This is a genomic window from Paenibacillus hodogayensis (assembly GCF_039536325.1).
Lineage (GTDB): Bacteria > Bacillota > Bacilli > Paenibacillales > NBRC-103111 > Paenibacillus_AB > Paenibacillus_AB hodogayensis.
This window is the reverse complement of the sequence record NZ_BAAAYO010000012.1, coordinates 110,476-128,136: the sequence shown is the minus strand read 5'-3', so window position 1 is coordinate 128,136 and position 17,661 is coordinate 110,476. Positions and strand designations below refer to the sequence as shown.

Annotated in this window: 21 protein-coding genes; 12 read left to right on the top strand and 9 right to left on the bottom strand. The window is 57.3% G+C overall.

Features of this window, described 5'->3' with window-relative positions; all coding sequences use genetic code 11:
* Positions 1-176: 176 nt before the first annotated feature.
* The gene (locus ABD796_RS25715; protein WP_344913402.1) at positions 177-1,541 is read right to left on the bottom strand and encodes a beta/alpha barrel domain-containing protein; all 1,365 of its coding nucleotides are present in this window, start codon (positions 1,539-1,541) and stop codon (positions 177-179) included.
* A 208-nt stretch (positions 1,542-1,749) separates the two neighbouring features.
* Between ABD796_RS25715 and ABD796_RS25710 the strand changes: the two genes are divergently transcribed.
* The 3 genes from ABD796_RS25710 to nadE all read left to right on the top strand — a co-directional run bounded on the left by ABD796_RS25710 (position 1,750) and on the right by nadE (position 3,593).
* Positions 1,750-1,944: a hypothetical protein gene (locus tag ABD796_RS25710; RefSeq protein ID WP_344913400.1), complete on the top strand. Its 195-nt coding sequence runs from the start codon at positions 1,750-1,752 to the stop codon at positions 1,942-1,944.
* Positions 1,941-2,678, top strand: a complete 738-nt coding sequence (pyrH, locus tag ABD796_RS25705) for a UMP kinase (RefSeq protein WP_344913397.1) — start codon at positions 1,941-1,943, stop codon at positions 2,676-2,678. Before ABD796_RS25710 ends, pyrH begins: the two co-directional genes overlap by 4 nt.
* A gap of 105 nt (positions 2,679-2,783) precedes the next feature.
* Positions 2,784-3,593, top strand: a complete 810-nt coding sequence (gene nadE, locus ABD796_RS25700; RefSeq protein ID WP_344913395.1) for an ammonia-dependent NAD(+) synthetase — start codon at positions 2,784-2,786, stop codon at positions 3,591-3,593.
* A gap of 127 nt (positions 3,594-3,720) precedes the next feature.
* On the opposite strand, the gene bioA is transcribed toward nadE, so the two are convergent.
* A complete protein-coding gene (gene bioA, locus ABD796_RS25695) occupies positions 3,721-5,091 on the bottom strand; it encodes an adenosylmethionine--8-amino-7-oxononanoate transaminase (protein WP_344913393.1) in 1,371 nt (456 codons plus the stop codon).
* A gap of 151 nt (positions 5,092-5,242) precedes the next feature.
* On the opposite strand from bioA, the gene acpS reads away from it, so the two are divergent.
* Positions 5,243-5,629 (top strand): holo-ACP synthase, encoded by a 387-nt coding sequence (gene acpS, locus ABD796_RS25690; RefSeq protein WP_344913391.1) that lies wholly within the window; start codon positions 5,243-5,245, stop codon positions 5,627-5,629.
* 872 nt (positions 5,630-6,501) lie between these two features.
* On the opposite strand, the gene ABD796_RS25685 is transcribed toward acpS, so the two are convergent.
* On the bottom strand, positions 6,502-6,843 hold the full coding sequence (locus ABD796_RS25685; protein WP_344913389.1) for a c-type cytochrome: 342 nt from the start codon (positions 6,841-6,843) through the stop codon (positions 6,502-6,504).
* Between the two features lie 255 nt (positions 6,844-7,098).
* Here ABD796_RS25685 and ABD796_RS25680 point away from each other — a divergent pair, with 255 nt between their 5' ends.
* The gene (locus ABD796_RS25680) at positions 7,099-7,380 is read left to right on the top strand and encodes a hypothetical protein (RefSeq protein WP_344913386.1); all 282 of its coding nucleotides are present in this window, start codon (positions 7,099-7,101) and stop codon (positions 7,378-7,380) included.
* A gap of 195 nt (positions 7,381-7,575) precedes the next feature.
* Here the strand turns inward: ABD796_RS25680 and ABD796_RS25675 are convergent, their stop codons facing one another.
* On the bottom strand, positions 7,576-8,070 hold the full coding sequence (locus tag ABD796_RS25675; protein WP_344913384.1) for a metal-dependent hydrolase: 495 nt from the start codon (positions 8,068-8,070) through the stop codon (positions 7,576-7,578).
* Positions 8,071-8,490: 420 nt separating this feature from the next.
* On the opposite strand from ABD796_RS25675, the gene ABD796_RS25670 reads away from it, so the two are divergent.
* On the top strand, positions 8,491-9,243 hold the full coding sequence (locus ABD796_RS25670; RefSeq protein WP_344913382.1) for a (S)-benzoin forming benzil reductase: 753 nt from the start codon (positions 8,491-8,493) through the stop codon (positions 9,241-9,243).
* Between the two features lie 152 nt (positions 9,244-9,395).
* On the opposite strand, the gene ABD796_RS25665 is transcribed toward ABD796_RS25670, so the two are convergent.
* From ABD796_RS25665 to ABD796_RS25655, 3 genes are all read right to left on the bottom strand, one after another.
* Positions 9,396-9,596 carry a DUF6199 family natural product biosynthesis protein gene (locus ABD796_RS25665; protein ID WP_344913380.1) on the bottom strand — a complete coding sequence of 67 codons (201 nt, stop codon included), beginning with the start codon at positions 9,594-9,596 and terminating at the stop codon, positions 9,396-9,398.
* Between the two features lie 277 nt (positions 9,597-9,873).
* The gene (locus ABD796_RS25660) at positions 9,874-10,464 is read right to left on the bottom strand and encodes a hypothetical protein (protein ID WP_344913378.1); all 591 of its coding nucleotides are present in this window, start codon (positions 10,462-10,464) and stop codon (positions 9,874-9,876) included.
* 202 nt (positions 10,465-10,666) lie between these two features.
* Positions 10,667-11,521, bottom strand: a complete 855-nt coding sequence (locus ABD796_RS25655) for an AraC family transcriptional regulator (RefSeq protein ID WP_344913376.1) — start codon at positions 11,519-11,521, stop codon at positions 10,667-10,669.
* An 85-nt stretch (positions 11,522-11,606) separates the two neighbouring features.
* Here ABD796_RS25655 and mutY point away from each other — a divergent pair, with 85 nt between their 5' ends.
* The gene (gene mutY / locus ABD796_RS25650; RefSeq protein ID WP_344913374.1) at positions 11,607-12,791 is read left to right on the top strand and encodes an A/G-specific adenine glycosylase; all 1,185 of its coding nucleotides are present in this window, start codon (positions 11,607-11,609) and stop codon (positions 12,789-12,791) included.
* 100 nt (positions 12,792-12,891) lie between these two features.
* On the opposite strand, the gene ABD796_RS25645 is transcribed toward mutY, so the two are convergent.
* Positions 12,892-13,050 carry a hypothetical protein gene (locus ABD796_RS25645; RefSeq protein WP_344913372.1) on the bottom strand — a complete coding sequence of 53 codons (159 nt, stop codon included), beginning with the start codon at positions 13,048-13,050 and terminating at the stop codon, positions 12,892-12,894.
* Positions 13,051-13,214: 164 nt separating this feature from the next.
* Entirely contained in the window at positions 13,215-13,826 is a 612-nt protein-coding gene (locus tag ABD796_RS25640) for a superoxide dismutase (protein ID WP_344913371.1), read from the bottom strand.
* 452 nt (positions 13,827-14,278) lie between these two features.
* Here ABD796_RS25640 and ABD796_RS25635 point away from each other — a divergent pair, with 452 nt between their 5' ends.
* The 5 genes from ABD796_RS25635 to queG all read left to right on the top strand — a co-directional run bounded on the left by ABD796_RS25635 (position 14,279) and on the right by queG (position 17,661).
* Positions 14,279-14,707: a GNAT family N-acetyltransferase gene (locus ABD796_RS25635; RefSeq protein WP_344913369.1), complete on the top strand. Its 429-nt coding sequence runs from the start codon at positions 14,279-14,281 to the stop codon at positions 14,705-14,707.
* A gap of 141 nt (positions 14,708-14,848) precedes the next feature.
* A complete protein-coding gene (locus tag ABD796_RS25630) occupies positions 14,849-15,400 on the top strand; it encodes a DUF402 domain-containing protein (RefSeq protein WP_344913367.1) in 552 nt (183 codons plus the stop codon).
* A 1-nt stretch (position 15,401) separates the two neighbouring features.
* Positions 15,402-16,004, top strand: coding sequence for a signal peptidase I (gene lepB, locus ABD796_RS25625; RefSeq protein ID WP_344913365.1), 603 nt, complete (start codon positions 15,402-15,404; stop codon positions 16,002-16,004).
* Positions 16,005-16,442, top strand: a complete 438-nt coding sequence (gene rnhA / locus ABD796_RS25620; protein ID WP_344913362.1) for a ribonuclease HI — start codon at positions 16,005-16,007, stop codon at positions 16,440-16,442.
* Between the two features lie 10 nt (positions 16,443-16,452).
* The gene (queG, locus tag ABD796_RS25615) at positions 16,453-17,661 is read left to right on the top strand and encodes a tRNA epoxyqueuosine(34) reductase QueG (protein ID WP_344913360.1); all 1,209 of its coding nucleotides are present in this window, start codon (positions 16,453-16,455) and stop codon (positions 17,659-17,661) included.

Below are 17,661 nucleotides of genomic sequence, written 5' to 3'. Positions count from 1 at the left end.
GTGTACTGTGTTTGGCTCCACGATATTACTACGACAGGCGGTTTGTGGAAATTGCCCAAGCAGTAGGAGACGAAAAAGGCTTCAAGTTTATTTCATACACAGCCTGTGGATAACATGTAGATAACCAAGAAAAACATGTGGATATTTTTAATTTTTTGTTGATAACATGTAAAGGGTCATGATGGCTCGAACTTCTCGTCCCGCAAAGACAAGAACACCTCCGGCATCAGCCGCCGGGCCGCGGCCTCCAGCTCCTCGTTCGCCAGACTGGTCGTGCGTCCGTCCTCGTATTGGCCGACCACCCACTCGTACAACGCCTGGACGCCGGGGATGCGCTTGTCGATGCGAGCTTCGCCGGACAGGCCCAAGTATCGGTTGATCCAGTGGGCGACCCCCGCGGTGCCGGCTTTATCGGTAACGAGTATGCCTAGGGGACGTTTCAGCAGCTTGTCGGTATCGAAAATATTGTAAATCTCTTCGTTCTTGACGATGCCGTCGGCGTGAATGCCGGCTGCCGTCACATTGAAAGACTTGCCCACAAAAGGCGTCATCGGCGGGATCGCATAGCCGAGCTCGCGCTCGAAATAGTCGGCAATTTCCGTCACTACGCGGGTGTCGACGCTCGTATCCCCGGTCAGGCCGATATATTCGAACAGCAGTCCTTCGATAGGGGCATTCCCGGTCCGTTCGCCGAAGCCGAGCAGCGTGCCGTTCACGCCGGAGCAGCCATACAACCAGGCGGTGGACGCGTTCGTCAGCACCTTGTAGAAATCGTTATGCCCATGCCATTCCAGTTGTGCGGAAGCGATGCCGGTCTCGGTTCGCAGCGCATGAACGAGTCGGGGGACGCTGCGGGGCAGTGCCGCGCCCGGGTAGCTGACGCCGTAGCCCATCGTGTCGCACAGCCGCACCTTGACGGGAATCCCGCTTTCCTCGGATAGCCGGACAAGCTGCTGCACGAACGGAATGACGAAGCCGTGCACGTCTGCGCGGGTCACGTCCTCAAGATGGCAGCGCGGCCGAATGCCTTCGGCGAGAGCGGCGCGCACGACGGACAAATACTGTTCCATCGCCTGGGCGCGGTTCATGCCGAGCTTCAGATGAATATGGTAATCCGAACAGGACGTCAGTATGCCTGTTTCGCGAATCCCCATTTCTTTAACGAGCTGAAAGTCTTTCGCCACCGCGCGTATCCAGGCCGTAATTTCCGGGAAGGCGTAGCCGCGTTCCTGACAGGCCCGTACCGCCTGCCGGTCTTTATCGCTGTAAAGGAAAAATTCGGTTTGCCGGATCACTCCCCGGGGGCCTGACAAACGATGCAGCAGATCGAACAGCGCCGTAATCTGCCCGACGGTGTAGGGAGTACGCGCCTGCTGGCCGTCGCGGAACGTCGTATCCGTTATGAATAGATCGGTGGGACGGTCCATCGGCACCTCGACGCCGTCAAAGGCGATGAGCGGGGGACGGTCGTAAGGAAATTGCTCGCGAAGCAGGTTTGGTTCTTGGCCGTTCGAAGCGGGCAAGCGGTCGTTCAGGCTCATGGCGTTCATCAACCTTTCCGGAGGAGAGTTTATCTGTATTGTATGAAAACTTTTCAATAAATGAAACTTTAATGTTTTTATATATATGATAATAATTATTTATTGATATCGTGAAACAACTCTTGCGGTAGATCGGCCAATTTGAAAAGTTGCATCGGCATGCCCAATCTTGGTATGCTTTTGAAAAGTATGCAGAGGAGGCGAGAAGATGAGGAAGCTGGAGGAGGCAAAAATCCGTTCTGCAGGGTCCAATCATTCATTTGCCATCCTGCTCGTCTCATTGGGCTTGACTCCCCGTCATTCCCGTTCGCCTTTTGCATTTTCTGTTCCGACACGCGTCGGGCCTTCGGGCTCCGGCGCTATTTTTTTGTCCGATATTCCAGAAGGAGGGATGCGTCGATGAGATACAAGCGCGTTTTGGTAAAGCTAAGCGGAGGGGCGATGGCAGGAAAGGAGGAAGTCGGCTTCGACCACGACCGGCTGGCGCATATCGCGGATGAAGTATTGGCGGTCACCCGACTCGGTATCGAGGTATGCCTCGTCATCGGGGGAGGCAATATTTTTCGCGGCAATATGGCGGAGGCTTGGGGAATCGAGCGGGCGGAGGCCGACAATATCGGCACGATGGCTACCGTCATCAATAGCTTGATGCTTCGCGGCGTGCTCAAGGCGAAGACGGACCGGGACATTCGCGTTATGTCCGCGCTTGCCGTCAATGCGGTAGCCGAGCCTTACATCCGGCTGCGGGCGATTCATCATTTGGAGAAGGGGTGCATCGTCATCTTTGCCGGGGGAAACGGCCAGCCTTACGTCACGACGGATTACCCTTCGGTACAGCGGGCGCTCGAGGTGAACGCGGAAGCGATTCTCGTCGCCAAGCAAGGAGTGGACGGCGTGTACGACAGCGATCCGAAGCGAAATCCGCAAGCAAGACGGTATGCGAGCCTGCCTTACGAAGAGGTTATTCGCGAAGATTTCAAGGTAATGGATTCCTCGGCGTTCCTGCTGGCGCGCGACTATGGGATTCCGCTCCACGTCTTCAATTTTGATCGCGTAGGGGCGATGAAGCGGATTTGCGATGGCATCGACGAAGGGACGATCGTAGCGGCCGGAGCCGCCGTGGCATTTGCGGAGTAGAACAAAGACTTGAAATCTGATATTGGTGTACTATACTTGATGTTAGGAAGTCTGACGCAATAATAGTGCCCAAAATGCTCGCGATGATGGAAAGGTGTGGAGACGATGAGCTTGCAGCAGGAGATTATCGCCCGGCTTGGGGTCAAGCCGGAGATCGATGTCGATGCGGAGATTCGCAAACGGGTCGACTTTTTGAAGCAGTACGTGCTGGATACGGGGGTATCCGGCTTGCTTATCGCGATTAGCGGAGGGATCGACAGCGCCGTGGCGACCGGACTGTGCAAGCAGGCGACCGACGAGCTGGCGAAGGAAACCGGCCAGGACTATATTACGCTCGGCGTGTTCCAGCCGTACGGCGAGCAGTCGGATATCGCCGACAGCTACTCGGTGGCCGAGGCTTTTCAGTTGAAGCACAAGGTGGAGACGAACATCGAGCAGGCGGTTGACGAAATCGCCCTGGAGGTCGAATACGCCTTCAAATCGTTCGGTACTCCGCGCCACTTGAGCCGTGGAGGCAAAGGGAACGTCAAGGCGCGCACGCGGATGGTCATGCAGTACGCGCTGGCGTTCGACCTGAATCTGCTCGTGGTTGGCACCGACCATGCCTCCGAGGCGATTACCGGATTTTTCACCAAATACGGAGATGGGGCGGTTGACCTGACGCCGCTCAGCTCGCTGAACAAGCGCCAGGTACGTCAGCTTGCCTCACGTCTTGGCGTGCCGCAGCCGATTCTGGACAAGGCGCCGACCGCCGGTCTGTGGGACGGCCAGACGGATGAGAACGAGCTGGGCATTACGTACGGGGACAACAGCGATTACTTGGAGGGCAAGGACATCGACCCGGCCGTCCGCGAGAAGCTGGAGAAGCAGTACAGGAAGACCGAGCACAAGCGGTCGCCCATACCGGGAATTTGACGGCCGCCGAGCCGCAGCACGGACAGTTTGACGATAACCGCGCATCAGCATGGACAGTCTGACAGCAGCCGCACCGCAGCACGGACAGTCTGACGACTGCCGTGCTTTTTTGTCGTCGGTCGGGGCGTTACCGGTAGCCGAGCCGCTCCAGCACGCTGCTTGTCCGGCTGACGATATCTTCAAGCTGTGCGACTGTCGTGCAATGCGGAAGCCAGTAATAAATCGTATCGCCGAGCGGGCGCAGGATAAGCCCTTCCTTCAGCGCTTCGAGATACACTTGGTAGCCTCTCCGTTCGCTAGGCGGGTACGGAGTTTGTGACGCTGCATCCGCGTACAGATCGAAAGCCGCCACGAGCCCGAGATGACGCATGTTAGCAACGTGGCGGAACGTTTCCAAGCCGGGAAGATGACCGCGCAGCGCGTCGGACGCAGCCCGGACGTTGTCCAGCACACCCTCCTCCTCGAAGATGCGCAAGCTTTCCAGCGCAACGGCGCAAGCAAGCGGATTGCCGGTAAAGCTATGGCCATGGAAAAACGTCTTCTGCGTTTCGTAATCGTCGTAAAACGCCTCGTAAATGGCGTCCGTGCAAAGCGTCGCGGCAAGCGGCATCATGCCCGCTGTCAGACCCTTGGACAGGCATAGCAGATCCGGCGTGACGTGCGCATGCTCGCACGCGAACATCGTGCCCGTGCGTCCGAAGCCGACGGCCACCTCGTCGGCGATCAGGTGAACGTCGTACCGGCTGCATAGCTCGCGCAGGCCGGCGATATAAGCGGCGGGGTGCATCAGCATGCCGCCGGCAGCCTGGATCATCGGTTCGACGATCAAGCCGGCGATCTCCCCGGCCGACGTCTCGAACAGTTGCTTCACCGCTTCGAGCGCCTTCGCCACGCTTGTTTCGGCCGCCTCGGGCGTCGGGCGTCCGCCAGACCATTCGCCGACCAGGGGCGAGGGCAGCCGGTAGCCGTCGAACAGCAAAGGCCGGAACGTGGCGTGGAACAGGTCGACGCCGCCGACGCTGACCGCTCCGAGCGTATCTCCGTGATAGCTGTTCGCCAAATAGGCGAACTTCGTTTTGGATGGTCGGCCGACGTGGCGCCAATATTGGAAGGACATTTTCAGCGCGACTTCTACCGCCGTAGAGCCGTTGTCCGAATAAAAGGTTTTACCGAGCCCGGGCGGCGCTATGGCGAGCAACTTGTCCGCCAACTCGATCCCCGGCCGGTGCGTAAAGCCGCTGAACATAATATGGTCCGTTTCTTCCAGTTGACGGATGATCGCCTGTTTGATGCGCGGATGACCGTGGCCGTGCACGTTGACCCACCACGACGATACGGTGTCGTAATAGCGGTTGCCGTCGGCGTCGTACAGGAAGATGCCCTCGGCTTTTTCGATCAGCAAGTGATCTTGCCTGGCGTAGTCCTTCATCTGGGTGAACGGGTGCCATACCCGCTGCCGGTCCTTGTCCAGCAGCTCGCGCTTGGTCGCTTGATCCATGTCGTTCCTCCTTGTCGGCGTGCGTATTGGGATTACGGACTGAAGGGAGGCGTGCGAGATTGGACGCCGTTCCCTGCGATAACATATAATATAGCTCATTGGACATGAAAACGTAAGCGCCGCTAGCGAGCGTAAGAAAGGGGCAGGTGGCATGATAGCAGGAGTCGGAATCGATTTGCTGGACATCGACCGGGTGAAAAGGCTGCTGGCGCAGCCCCACGGGGAGCGGTTCGTGGAGCGGGTGCTGACGCCGCGGGAGCGCGAGCTGGCGTTGCGTCGGGCCGGACGGCTCGCCGAATTCGTCGCCGGACGGTTTGCCGCCAAGGAGGCGGTCGTGAAGGCGCTCGGCTGCGGCATAGGCCGCGAAGTCGGCTTTCAGGACATCTGCGTCCTGCCGGGTAGCTGCGGCAAGCCGGAATGTACGATCGCCGATGCGGCTTGGGCGCGTCTCGGCAAGGAGCGGCCGCTCCGCATCCATCTGAGCATCACCCATTCGGCCACTACCGCCGGTGCTTACGCGGTGGCGGAGACAGACTGAGCGATCACAGAGTGAGCGAGTGCAGAGTGCAGGAGAGGGAGCGCGCGGAACCCTTTGCGTCGACCTCCGTGGACGAGCCTGTCGGGAGGCAACTGGGGCGTAATGAGGTGTTGCTGGCCGATCCGAAAGTAGCGTGATTTCCCTGGCAGTCGGAGCTCGGGCAGTCGGCGCTCCCTAGTGTTGACGCTCCCTAGTGTGCGAAAGAGCGTTATATCCGCGAAGTTGCTCTCGAGTGGGGAGGATAATGCTCTTACTAGCATTAACCAGGGGCTCCCACCCGAAAATGGCGTGTTTCTCGGGCAGTCGGCGCTCCCTAGTGTGCGAAAGAGCATTATATCCGCGAAATTGCTCTCGAGTGGGGAGGATAATGCTCTTACTAGCATTAACCAGGGGCTCCCACCCGAAAATGGCGTGTTTCTCGGGCAGTCGGCGCTCCCTAGTGTTCGAAAGATCATTATATCCGCGAGATTGCTCAAGAACGGGGAGGATAATGCTCTTACTAGCATTAACAAGAGGCGCCCACCCGAAAATGGCGTGTTTCTCGGGCAGTCGGCGCTCCCTAGTGTGCGAAAGATCATTATATCCGCGAAATTGCTCTCGAGCGGGGAGGATAATGCTCTTACTAGCATTAACCAGGGGCTCCCACCCGAAAATGGCGTGTTTCTCGGGCAGTCGGCGCTCCCTAGTGTTCGAAAGATCATTATATCCGCGAGATTGCTCAAGAACGGGGAGGATAATACTCTTAATAGCATTAACAAGAGGCGCCCATCCGAGCGGGACAGAAACCGATTATTTATGTCATAAATTTTTAACGCCAAACAAAACAGGGCCGCAAAGACGGCCCTGTTAACGATATCTCCCGCCAGACGGGGTCACTTTTTTGCCGCCAGCCAGTCTGCCAGCGTGCCGATCTCGGTCTCGTTGAGCTTTCCTTTGAAGCCGGGCATGCCGTTGCCGCCCTTGGAAATTTGCGCGACGATCTGCTCGCGATCCAGCTTGCCGCCGACTTTGGTCAGGTTTGTGCTCGGGCCGATGCGTCCCTGCAGCTGATCGCCATGGCAGGAGAGGCATTGTTTTTTGTAAATCGTCTCCGCATCGCCGCCCGCCGCTTGCGGGCTTTTTCCGCTATCCGCCCCGCATCCGGTCAAAGCAAACGCCGTCAGCGAGAGCAGTATAGCCCCGGTCGCCGCCGATTTCCCGACATATCGTCTCATTGTGCTCCTCCTCTTCGCTCGTTAAGCTTCCATGCTCAATAAGCTCATCTTAGCACAACTCGGCCGTTGGGTTCGTCCGCCAGGGGCGCCGATACATGAACATTGCCCGACATTTTATCGACGGAGCTGGATTCGAAATGGGCTCGTTTCTCCGACAAGCGCCCAAGCGGAGAGGGCGTTCGTCCCGTATACTATCGTGGACCCGCATCCGCCTACACGGCGGACGGCGGCAGGAATACGGAGGAGGACGACCCGATGCTGAAGGAAGATGCGTATTGCATCTGCAAGCTGTATATGAACCGGCCTGTCCGCTTACAGACGAAAAGCGGTCATATTTACGACGGCCATATCGTTCATGTTGATGCGGAGCATGTTTATTTGCAGCCGCAAGGAGGTACCGGCGCTACAACGAGAGGCTTTTTTCCGTATCCGGGAGCGGGCTTCGGACCGGGGCCGGGCTTTTACGGTGGTGGAGCGGGAGCGGTGCAAACGTTGGCGCTGTTCGATCTGCTTGCGATTACGTTATTGCTGCTATAGAGGCGGGCCATATGCGGCCCGAACATCGATTCGCGCCAAACAGGCAGCCCCTCCGCGATAGCCGAAGGGCTGCCTTTGTCTAGCTCTGCGCTCAAGAAATGCGGAAAACGAAAGCGCACCTCGCCACCTCAAGCTCCTATCAAATCGGTCAAAGACGGTAAGAAATCGGGGCAAGGCGCGAAATGGAGCCTGCGCTCAAAACCGAATCGTCGAGAACGGAATCCATAGGCTCCAGCCGAGGAGTACCCAACGAACGGCCGTTTCCAGCGGCGAACCGGTGCCGACCGCAAGGAATTTCGGCAGTAGGCGAATTTTCCCCTTTAGCGGCCAAAACAGCTGGACTCCGTTCTCATTAAACAGATCGATAAGGGGATGGGACGCATAAGCGGCAATCAGCACGAGAAAATAGAGGTGCGGCAGCGGCGACGCCGCCAAGCCGATCGCCGCGATGAACAGCAGCGAATGTGTCATTGTCCGGTGCTTCACGCCGAGTAGACGAAGGAGCGCAGACAACGGAAACAAAACTTTAGCCATCGTCGAGCCCGGCTTGTCCACGTCGGCCAGCGTTCCGGCCAGACATCCCAGCAGGATAGCCCCTCCGGCCTCCCAGGACAAAAACGGGATTTGTTGTTGAACGATGACGACTTCGGCGGCCACAAGTCCGGCCGCGCTATGCGTTTTTTGCAGCATGGTGTTCTCCCGGATGAATAGTCGGCCAAGCCTTCCGGCCTGTGTTGCTATTGTACCATAACTCGCGAACATTTGTTCCTTTTTTCGCGGAAAGAACGGCAAAAAAAAGAGATCCGCAAGCAACGGGCCGCGGATCTATCCATTCTATATGAAAAAAGGGGGTTACTTAGAAGTATAGGTCAGTACCCTTAAAGAAAGCTGAAACGGATATTTCAATTGTGTTACAGCTTGTTTGCCGTTTGTTTTCAGCTTTTCGGACAGGAGAACGGGCATACTCTCATTAAAAGTTGCCTTGAAAGCGGGAATTTGATAGCATCGGTGGCAGAATGTCGGTCCTGGCCCCGGGTTGGCACGCACGAAACGCCGGTTGGGGGCGCTTATACATAGACAAGAACCGAATAAGAGGATGGAGGCGGAAGAATGAAGCTGTTTATCGTAACGGGAGCTTCGAAAGGACTGGGGCAGGCAATGCTCCGTCAACTGATGGAACCCGGGCACCGGTTGGTCGGAATAGCGCGCAGCGGCGCGGGATCGTTAATGGAGGAGGCTGCCCTCAAAGGGGCCGGTCTGGAATGGATCAGCGGCGATGTGGGCGATGCGTCCGCCTTGGACGAGATGATGGAGAAAGCTCTGGCCGGCGTGGAACCGGGCGAAGCGGACACGATTTGTCTGATTAATAATGCCGGAATGGTGGAGCCGATCGCACCGGCTGCCGTCGCTGCAGGTATGGATCTGGCCCGCAATGTGAGCGTCAATCTGATCGCGCCGGTCGTGCTGACGGCCGCCTTTTTGCGACTGACGGCGGACTGGAAGGCCGATCGACGCGTGTTGAACATCTCCTCGGGAGCCGGAAGGAAGGCTTATTCGGGCTGGAGCGCTTATTGCGCCTCCAAGGCTGGACTCGACATGTTCACCCGTTGCGTAGGCGAAGAGCAGCGGCACGAAACGGACGGTATACGCATCTTGTCCGTCGCGCCTGGAGTGGTCGACACGGATATGCAGCGGGACATTCGCAAGACGAGCCCCGAGCTGTTCCGTGATCACCAGCGGTTCGTCGAGCTGAAGGATTCAGGCTCCCTGACCGGGGCGGATGAGACGGCGAACAAGCTGCTTCGGGTTCTGTTCGACGATTCCCATCCGTCTGGCAGCGTGCTGGATATTCGCGATTTGTAGTAACCTTACCGGGGCAACGCACCTTTACAAGAGCAAGTCGGGTAGGGTGAAAGGATGGACGACACCGCAGAGCCACGGACGTTAGTCGGGTCGGTCTTGAGGACGATAGTTCTCGTCGGATCGGCTGAAGCGCCGCTAACGCGGGGCCAAACCTACACGCCGGCCACAAGCAGGAACACGCCGATACCGATAGCCAGGAGGCCCCCAATCCTGCCCATCATGACGGCGGCGTCGCTAGGCTCGGCGTTTCTGAACTGCCAGCCTATATTCCAAAACCATGCCGTTCTCGGGAAAAACAGATTCAATAGGCCTACTCCGATGAACAAATACGGAATGATGGCGATCCATTGCACGGACAGACACCTCTCTTGCTTTTTTCTGATAGGCGGCGAGAGCGGAACCGGACGTTCTGGGCGACTGTTTTCGGGAATTCGGTACGTTCAAATGCCGTTTGGGGGTATGTTCGTAAGTATAGCAAACCCGTGGAGGGATGTCATGAAGCGGTTTGGATTGGCGATGGTACGGGAAACGACCGCCCCGGGCGCGGTTTGCTTGGCCGGTTTGGCGGTCGGATTATGGAACGGAGCCGCCGGGATACAGCCGCCGTACGGCAGCCCGGCAGTCTGCGCGTCAATTCCGGCCGGCCCCTGGGCTTCCGGCTGTTAGCGATAGGGTTCCGGCGGTTTTGCGCCATAGCTGCAATATAAAGGCACAGGCGATCAGGCTGGCTCCTTCGGACACGCCGAGCACAATCGGGGCGTATCCGGCGTACCAGCCGGCTACGACAACAAGCAGAGCGATCAGCCATATGCCGAGAAAAACAAGCTCGCGTCCGAAGCGCCATCCCGTATAAGCGTAGAAGGCAGCTAACGCGAAGGCGCGAAACAGCTCGGCGTACAGCAGCGGGCTTGCGTTAACCCCCGCGTACAGCAGAACGGCAAGAAACAGTGCCAATACCACCGCTGCGCAGAGCCCCGCTATCGCGACGTTCCGCCAAGTCGGCGCAGACCCGCCTGCCGGCGCGCCCTGCGGCTTGTTCCGACGGCGCGCGAATGCAACGGCCGCGCTTAGCGCCAGCGCTACCCACGGCAAAACCGCGCGGATCGTCCCCGCCGGATCGAGCATCCACCAATAATATAACAGTGAAGAGGCCATCCATTGAATGCCCCAAATATATAAATAAGGAATCGCCCAATAAGGCTTTCCGGCATTGAGGTTCATGCGGTTCCTCCCCGAATCGTCGCTAGCTTCTTTCCCCGCCCTGCGAAGTCCATGTGGTACAAGCCTCGTCCTCGACTCACGCGCAGCTCGTCCGATCGTTGGACATGCGAATGGAAAGCGAAGCCCTATTTGCCATTGTACACCCCGAGCGTGACGAATGGAAATCCCATAACGGGCCCGAGCCTTTCGGAGAACGGGCCGGTTACCGTATCGGCTCCGCCCGGTGACGCTTCACATAGTCGCGAGGGGACAGACCGACGATCTTTTTGAACATGCGGCTGAAATAAAATTCGTCGTGGTACCCCACGCTCTGGGCGATCGATTTCAGCCTGTAGTCGGACAGGACGAGCAGCTCCTTGGCGCGGTCCATGCGCAAATGGGTCAAGTAATCGATCGGGCTGTAGCCGATCACCTTCTTGAACAGGCGCGAATAGTGGCTCACGCTCAAGCCTGCCAGCTGAGCGAGCGATTCCAGCGTCAACTGCTCCTGATAATGCTGAACCATATAGTCCTGGGTAAGCTCGATCGAGGCGGTAGTGTCTCCCGCTCTTCTTTGGGCGCGGAAGTCCTGAAGCAGCGCCAGCCAAAATTCCTGGAGCAGGATTTTGCGCCGCATTGCCGTGATGTGCCCGCGACGCTGCCACAAAATGAACAGCTGTTCCATCCAGTAGATGAACTGCGGCGTATTTTGCAGCGAATACATCCCTTGCAGCGGGAAAGGGCTCTCGGCCGGGCTCCGGCAAATCCATTGTTCCTTCTCTTCGTAAGTTTCCGTATAATGAAAACGTAAAAAGTAATATTCAAACGGCTGATCGGCGTCGCTGCGCCGCTCCACCAGCATGCCCGGGATGAAGACGAACAGCTTGCCGGGCTCGGCCGGATACATCGTGCCGTTGATCGTGAACGTTCCTTTTCCCCGGACGATCAGCCAGAAGGAATGGTGACGGACCGTCCGCAGCGGCTGAAGCCAGGCCGGCTCGTTTTTGCGGTGGCCGGTCAGCAGGATGGAGAAGACAAGCTTGTTCAATTGGGCGGCGATTTCACCCGTAGTGAGCATATCGGCGCAACGCTCCTTTCGCCTCCGGCAAGCGCAGGCTTGCAAACAACTACATCATAGCAGAAATCGAACATGAGATGACAGCATGAAAGGGAGAACGGTGAATTTGGAAGCGACTCAGGCAAAAACGCATTTTTCCGCCGAATTGTTGAAATGGTACGACGTGCACAAACGCGATCTGCCCTGGCGGCGCAGCCGCAATCCTTATTATATATGGATATCCGAAGTGATGCTGCAGCAGACCCGGGTGGAGACGGTTATTCCTTACTTCCACCGGTTTGTGGAGCAGTTCCCGACCGTCGAGGCATTGGCGGACGCTCCCGAGGAGCAGGTGCTGAAGGCGTGGGAAGGGCTCGGCTACTATTCCCGCGCCCGCAATTTGCAGGCCGCAGTCCGTGAAGTCAAGGAAAGCTACGGAGGTCGGGTTCCAGACGCCAAGGAGGAGATCTCTTCCTTAAAAGGAGTAGGGCCTTACACGGCGGGGGCCGTGCTGAGCATCGCCTACAACAAACCGGAGCCAGCCGTCGACGGCAACGTCATGCGCGTGCTTTCGCGGTATTTTCTGCTGCACGACGATATTGCCAAGCCTTCGACCCGTATCGGCATCGAGAAATTGGCCGTCGAGCTTATTCCGGAAGGAAGAGCCGGCGATTTCAATCAGGCGCTGATGGAGCTCGGGGCAACCGTATGTACGCCGAAGTCGCCGCATTGCCTGACTTGTCCGGTTATGGAGATGTGCGCGGGAAGATTGGAAGGCGTGGCCGACGAACTGCCGGTCAAGACGAAGGCCAAGCCGCCGCGTCCGGAAGCGCGGGCGGTTGCTTATATCGAGGGCGTCGGCGCCGAGGCGGGCCGGGTGCTGATTCGTCAGCGTCCGAAGGAGGGGCTGCTTGCGCGCATGTGGGAGCTGCCCCATGTTCAACTCCCGGACATGCTCCAGGAAGAGGGGGCGGCCGGCTCGGACGAAGCCGCGATGCGCTTTCTTCGCGAAAAGCTGCAGGACGAGTTCGGGTTGACGGTGGAGCCGATCGGGCCGATGATGGATGCGGAGCATACGTTCAGCCATATTCAATGGAAGTTGAGGGTGTATCGCTGCCGGTTTGTCGAATTCGCGGACGGACAAGCGTTATTCGCCCCGGACGAATCCGGCCCGCCCGAGACCGAACGGAATGATGGCGGCGTATTCTGCTGGTTCGGCGAGCGGGAGTTGAAGCGTTATGCTTTGCCCAACGTATTCGTGAAAATATTGAAGCAGGTCGGCAAGTTGTAAAGGGCCGCGCCTGCGGTTTAGGAGCCGACGGTGTACGGGGCATTCGGCTTTCCGGACCGCAGACGAGGGCGGGAACGACGGATAAGCCCGGTCGCAGGTGTTATGCCGCGCGGCACCGTTTGCATACTTTTGCTTTGGCGCCGTCCTCCAGCGTGCGGGTATACAACAGCTTGATGCGGGTCGTACCGCATACCGGGCACGTTCCTTTGCCGCGGGAAGGGAGCTTCCACAGCGCTTTGCCGCGATTAGATTTCGACATAGTCATGACCGTCCTTTCCGGGAATCGTCGGATTTCGCTACATTGTATTCGCGCGTCAGGCGATTCATGCGCGATCCGATGTTCTCCCGGCGAGACGAAAAAAATCCCCATCCGTCTTCACTTTAGGTGAAGGGCGGATGGGGATTTCTTGCGCTGCGGGCGGATTACTTGGCAGCGTCGTACAGTTTGCCTACGGCATTCCAGTCCACGACGTTCCAGAAAGCGCCGATGTAATCCGGGCGTTTGTTTTGATATTTCAGGTAGTAAGCGTGCTCCCATACGTCCAGACCGAGGATCGGCGTGTCGCCTTCGAAGATCGGGCTGTCTTGGTTAGGCAGGCTGTATACTTTCAGCTTGCCGTCTTTCGTTACGGCGAGCCAAGCCCAGCCGCTGCCGAAACGGGTCGTAGCCGCAGCTGCGAAAGCTTGCTTGAACGCATCGAAGCCGCCCAGCTCGCTGTCGATCGCCGCTGCCAGAGCGCCGGTCGGTTGGCCGCCCGCGTTCGGGGCGATCGTCGACCAGAACAGGGAGTGGTTGGCATGGCCGCCGCCGTTGTTGCGGACAGCGGTACGGATATCTTCAGGAACGGCGTTCAGATCGGCGATCAAAGCTTCGAGCGATTTGTCGTGAAGCTCCGGGTGCTTGTCGAGAGCGGCGTTCAGGTTCGTAACGTAAGTATTGTGGTGACGGTCGTGATGGATTTCCATCGTTTGCGCGTCGATGTGGGGCTCCAGGGCGTTGTTGGCGTAAGCCAATGCCGGCAATTGATGTGCCATAAGGAAAATGCCTCCCTAAATAATGGATTTGTACATGTCTATTATCCCTCATTTTCGTGAATAAATCAACATGTGCAATACTTATGTTTGAAAAGTTCCTTTTTGCTTTATTGTAAACCAGCCTTCATCAGTATGCTTGTTTTTTAACATCTTATGCGTATCGGGCTCATAGAGTATAGGGTGGAACCGGGGCCCGTATAGGCGGGCTTGTCCGGCGTAACGATCGAAGCTTTCTAAGCTGGTGCGGGACAGGCGATTGAGCCATTCGTTCCCAACCGCAGAACATGTACGGAAAACGGGATCGGTTAAGCGTTTTCACCCAATTTGACGAAAATAGTTAAACTTTTTAAGCTTTTATTAAGACTTTAGCAGGATTTCCTCGATTTTTGTCGTATTTGTACCTTTATATCAAAAACAAGATCGATAAATTAACAAAACGGGGAGAGACCAAGATGTTCGTTCGGCCCTTTCATTTGTCCGATTATGCGTCGATTGCGAATCTTTTCAGCGAAGTGCTGTCCGAAGCCTGTTACGAGGAGACGATCGAGGCGTTCGCTAAGCAGTTGACGCTTGATGCGGAGCTCGTTCTCGTCTCCGTCGTAAACGAAGAAATCGCCGGTATTATTATCGGGACGATCGATCAGCGCAATCAGGGATATTACTACCGCATAGCGGTTGCCCCTCAATTCCAGCGCAAAGGGATCGGCAGAGCGTTGATTACGGGCTTGAAGCAGAAATTCATCCAGCGTAAGGTAAGCAAGATTTTGGTGACTGTGGACGTGCATAACGAGCCGATTCTTCCCGTGTACGAAGCGGTCGGCTATACCGACAACAATTTTTCCCGGTCGTTCCGCCATCTGCGCATCGTGAACGGACGCTAGACCTTTTTTAAAGCAGGCAGAATCGGATCGATCCTTATGAAGGGCATATCTTGAAGCCATGAGCAGTCGGCGTAGAGGTATGCTTTTGTATTGCTGGTTTTTCTTATATAATAGACACGAGATGCCAGAAAGGGCTTGCGTATGAACTCATTCACCCCTTATCGTATCAAGAGTTTCAAACACGACGGCCATCTTCATCGAATGTGGCTTGAAAACTGGCGGGTTCCGGAGTCGCTGCTCGTTCCCGAGCACCAAGCCGAGTCGATGATCGTGCTGATCAACAGCCAGACGCCGATCCGGGAACGCGACGGCAAAGAATGGACAAGCAAAATCCCGTCCGTCACCTTTTTTATACCCGGGCAATGGTTTAATGTCGTTTCTTTGCTCGAGGATCAAGGCATTCGTTATTATTGCAATATTGCTTCTCCCCCTTATGTAAACAGCGGAGTCATTACTTACATCGATTACGACCTGGACGTCATTCGCACGCCTGACGGCTATACCCAGGTGGTGGACCAGGAAGAGTATGAGCTGCACAAGCACAATTACCACTATTCGGACATGGTGGAGCGCAAAGTGAAGCGCGGGCTGGATGCCGTGCTTGGACGGCTGAAGCGGGGAGGACCTCCGTTTCGCAACGAGCAAGCGCTCGCGTATTACGAGCTGTGGAAAAACGAAGGGCCGGAGGGATGAGATGGACGCTTACGAAAGCCAGGACGGCCGCGATGCGGTGCAGCAAACGGTGGCGGCGACCGGCCAGGCGCCGGAGCGAAGCTTGGCCGCGGAGCTGTGGGATTGGACGAAATCGATTGCGGTTGCGCTCGTCATCGTGATTTTGCTGAACATGTTCGTCTTCAATCTGTCCACGGTCAAAGGACATTCGATGGAGCCGACGCTGCGGGAGAAGGAGTGGCTGTTCGTCAATAAATTCGCATTCCTGATCGGGCACCCGGATCGGGGGGACGTTGTTATTTTGAAAGACCCGGACATGCAGTCGGTCGACCGCCAGTATTTGGTGAAGCGGGTCGTCGCCATTCCCGGGGACAAGGTGGAAATTCGCGGGGGCAAGCTGTATGTGAACGGGGAAACGGTAACGGAAACGTACACCGATATCAAGATCGAGGATGGCGACCGCGCCCAGGTGATCGTGGAGGAAGGGAAATACTTCGTCATGGGAGATAACCGTCATCAAGGGGCCAGCAAGGACAGCCGCATCTTCGGCACCGTAAGCGAGAAAGCGATTCAGGGCAGGGCGGACTTCATCCTGTGGCCGATTCACCAAGTGGGAGGACTGTAAGTGAAGGAAGTGGAGATCTATACGGATGGAGCGTGCTCCGGCAACCCCGGACCGGGGGGCTGGGGCGCGATTTTGTTCTATGCCGGCAACCGCAAGGAAATGTCCGGGGGCGAGAAGCATACGACGAATAACCGGATGGAGCTGCTGGCCGCGATCGAATCGATCGGCGTGCTCAAGGAATCGTGCGCCATCAAGCTGTACAGCGATTCGGCCTACCTGGTGAACTGCTTTCAGAAAGGCTGGTTCAAGGGCTGGCTGAAAAACGGCTGGAAAAACAGCAAAGGGCAGCCCGTGGAAAATCAGGACCTGTGGAAACGGCTGCTCCAGCTTATGGAAACGCACAAGGTGGAGTATATTAAAGTTAAAGGACATAGCGACAACGAGTTCAACAATCATTGCGATTTATTGGCTCGGGAAGCGATTAAGCGCCTGACTTGAGGTGAAAGGCATGAGCGTTACGACGGAGCGGGTGACGGAGAAGCGTTGGGCGATGCTGAAGGAGGAAATTCGCGGGGCATTGGACGAGCTTGGCATCGACAAGATCGGCTTCGCGTCCGCGGAGCCGTTCGTCGAGTTGAAGCAGATGCTGCTGCGGCACCGGGAGCGCGGCTTCGAATCCGGCTTCGAGGAGCCGGATCTCGACAAACGGACCGATCCTGCCCTCAGTCTGGAGCGACCCCAATCGCTCGTCTCTATCGCGATCGCCTATCCATCCAAGCTTATCGATCCCCCCAAGTCGGAGCCCGGGGCGTATCGGGGCATCATTTCCCGGTCGTCGTGGGGCGAGGATTACCACCGCGTCCTGCGCAAAAGAATGGCCGCGTTGGAGGCGTTCATCCGCGAACGGGTGCCGGACGCGCGCATCGAAAGCATGGTCGATACCGGAGCGCTGTCCGACCGCGCCGTCGCCCAGCGGGCCGGTATCGGCTGGAGCGGTAAAAATTGCGCGATCATTACGCCGGAATTCGGTTCGTGGGTATACCTCGGCGAAATGGTCACAAACATTCCGTTTCCTCCCGACCAGCCGATTACCGATCAATGCGGCGACTGCACGATCTGCATCGACGCTTGTCCCACAGAAGCGCTGGTCGGGCCGGGGCAGCTGAATTCGAGCCGGTGCATCTCGTTCGTGACGCAGACGAAAGATTTTGTGTCGGACGAGTTCATGCGCAAGATCGGCAATCGTCTCTACGGCTGCGATACGTGTCAGATCGTCTGTCCGGTGAACAAAGGGAAAAACTGGACCCACCAGCCCGATCTCCAGCCCGATCCGGAGAAGGTGAAGCCGCTGCTCAAGCCGCTCTTGACGCTGTCGAACCGGCAGTTTCGCGAAGATTACGGAGACACGGCGGCGTCATGGAGGGGCAAGAAGCCGATTCAGCGCAACGCGGTTATCGCGCTCGGCAATTTTCGCGACAAGTCGGCCGTGACCCATCTCCGGGAAGTGCTGCTGACCGACGAACGGCCGGTCCTGCGCGGCACGGCGGCGTGGGCGCTCGGAAGGATCGGCGGAGAGGAAGCGCGGGAAGCTTTGCGCGTTGCGGCAGGCCGGGAGACCGATGCCCAAGTGATTGAACGGATCGGCCTTGCGGAGGCGGCCTTGACGGCGGACGAGCAGGAAGGCAAGACGGGTACGAACCGGCATCGGCAACATTGA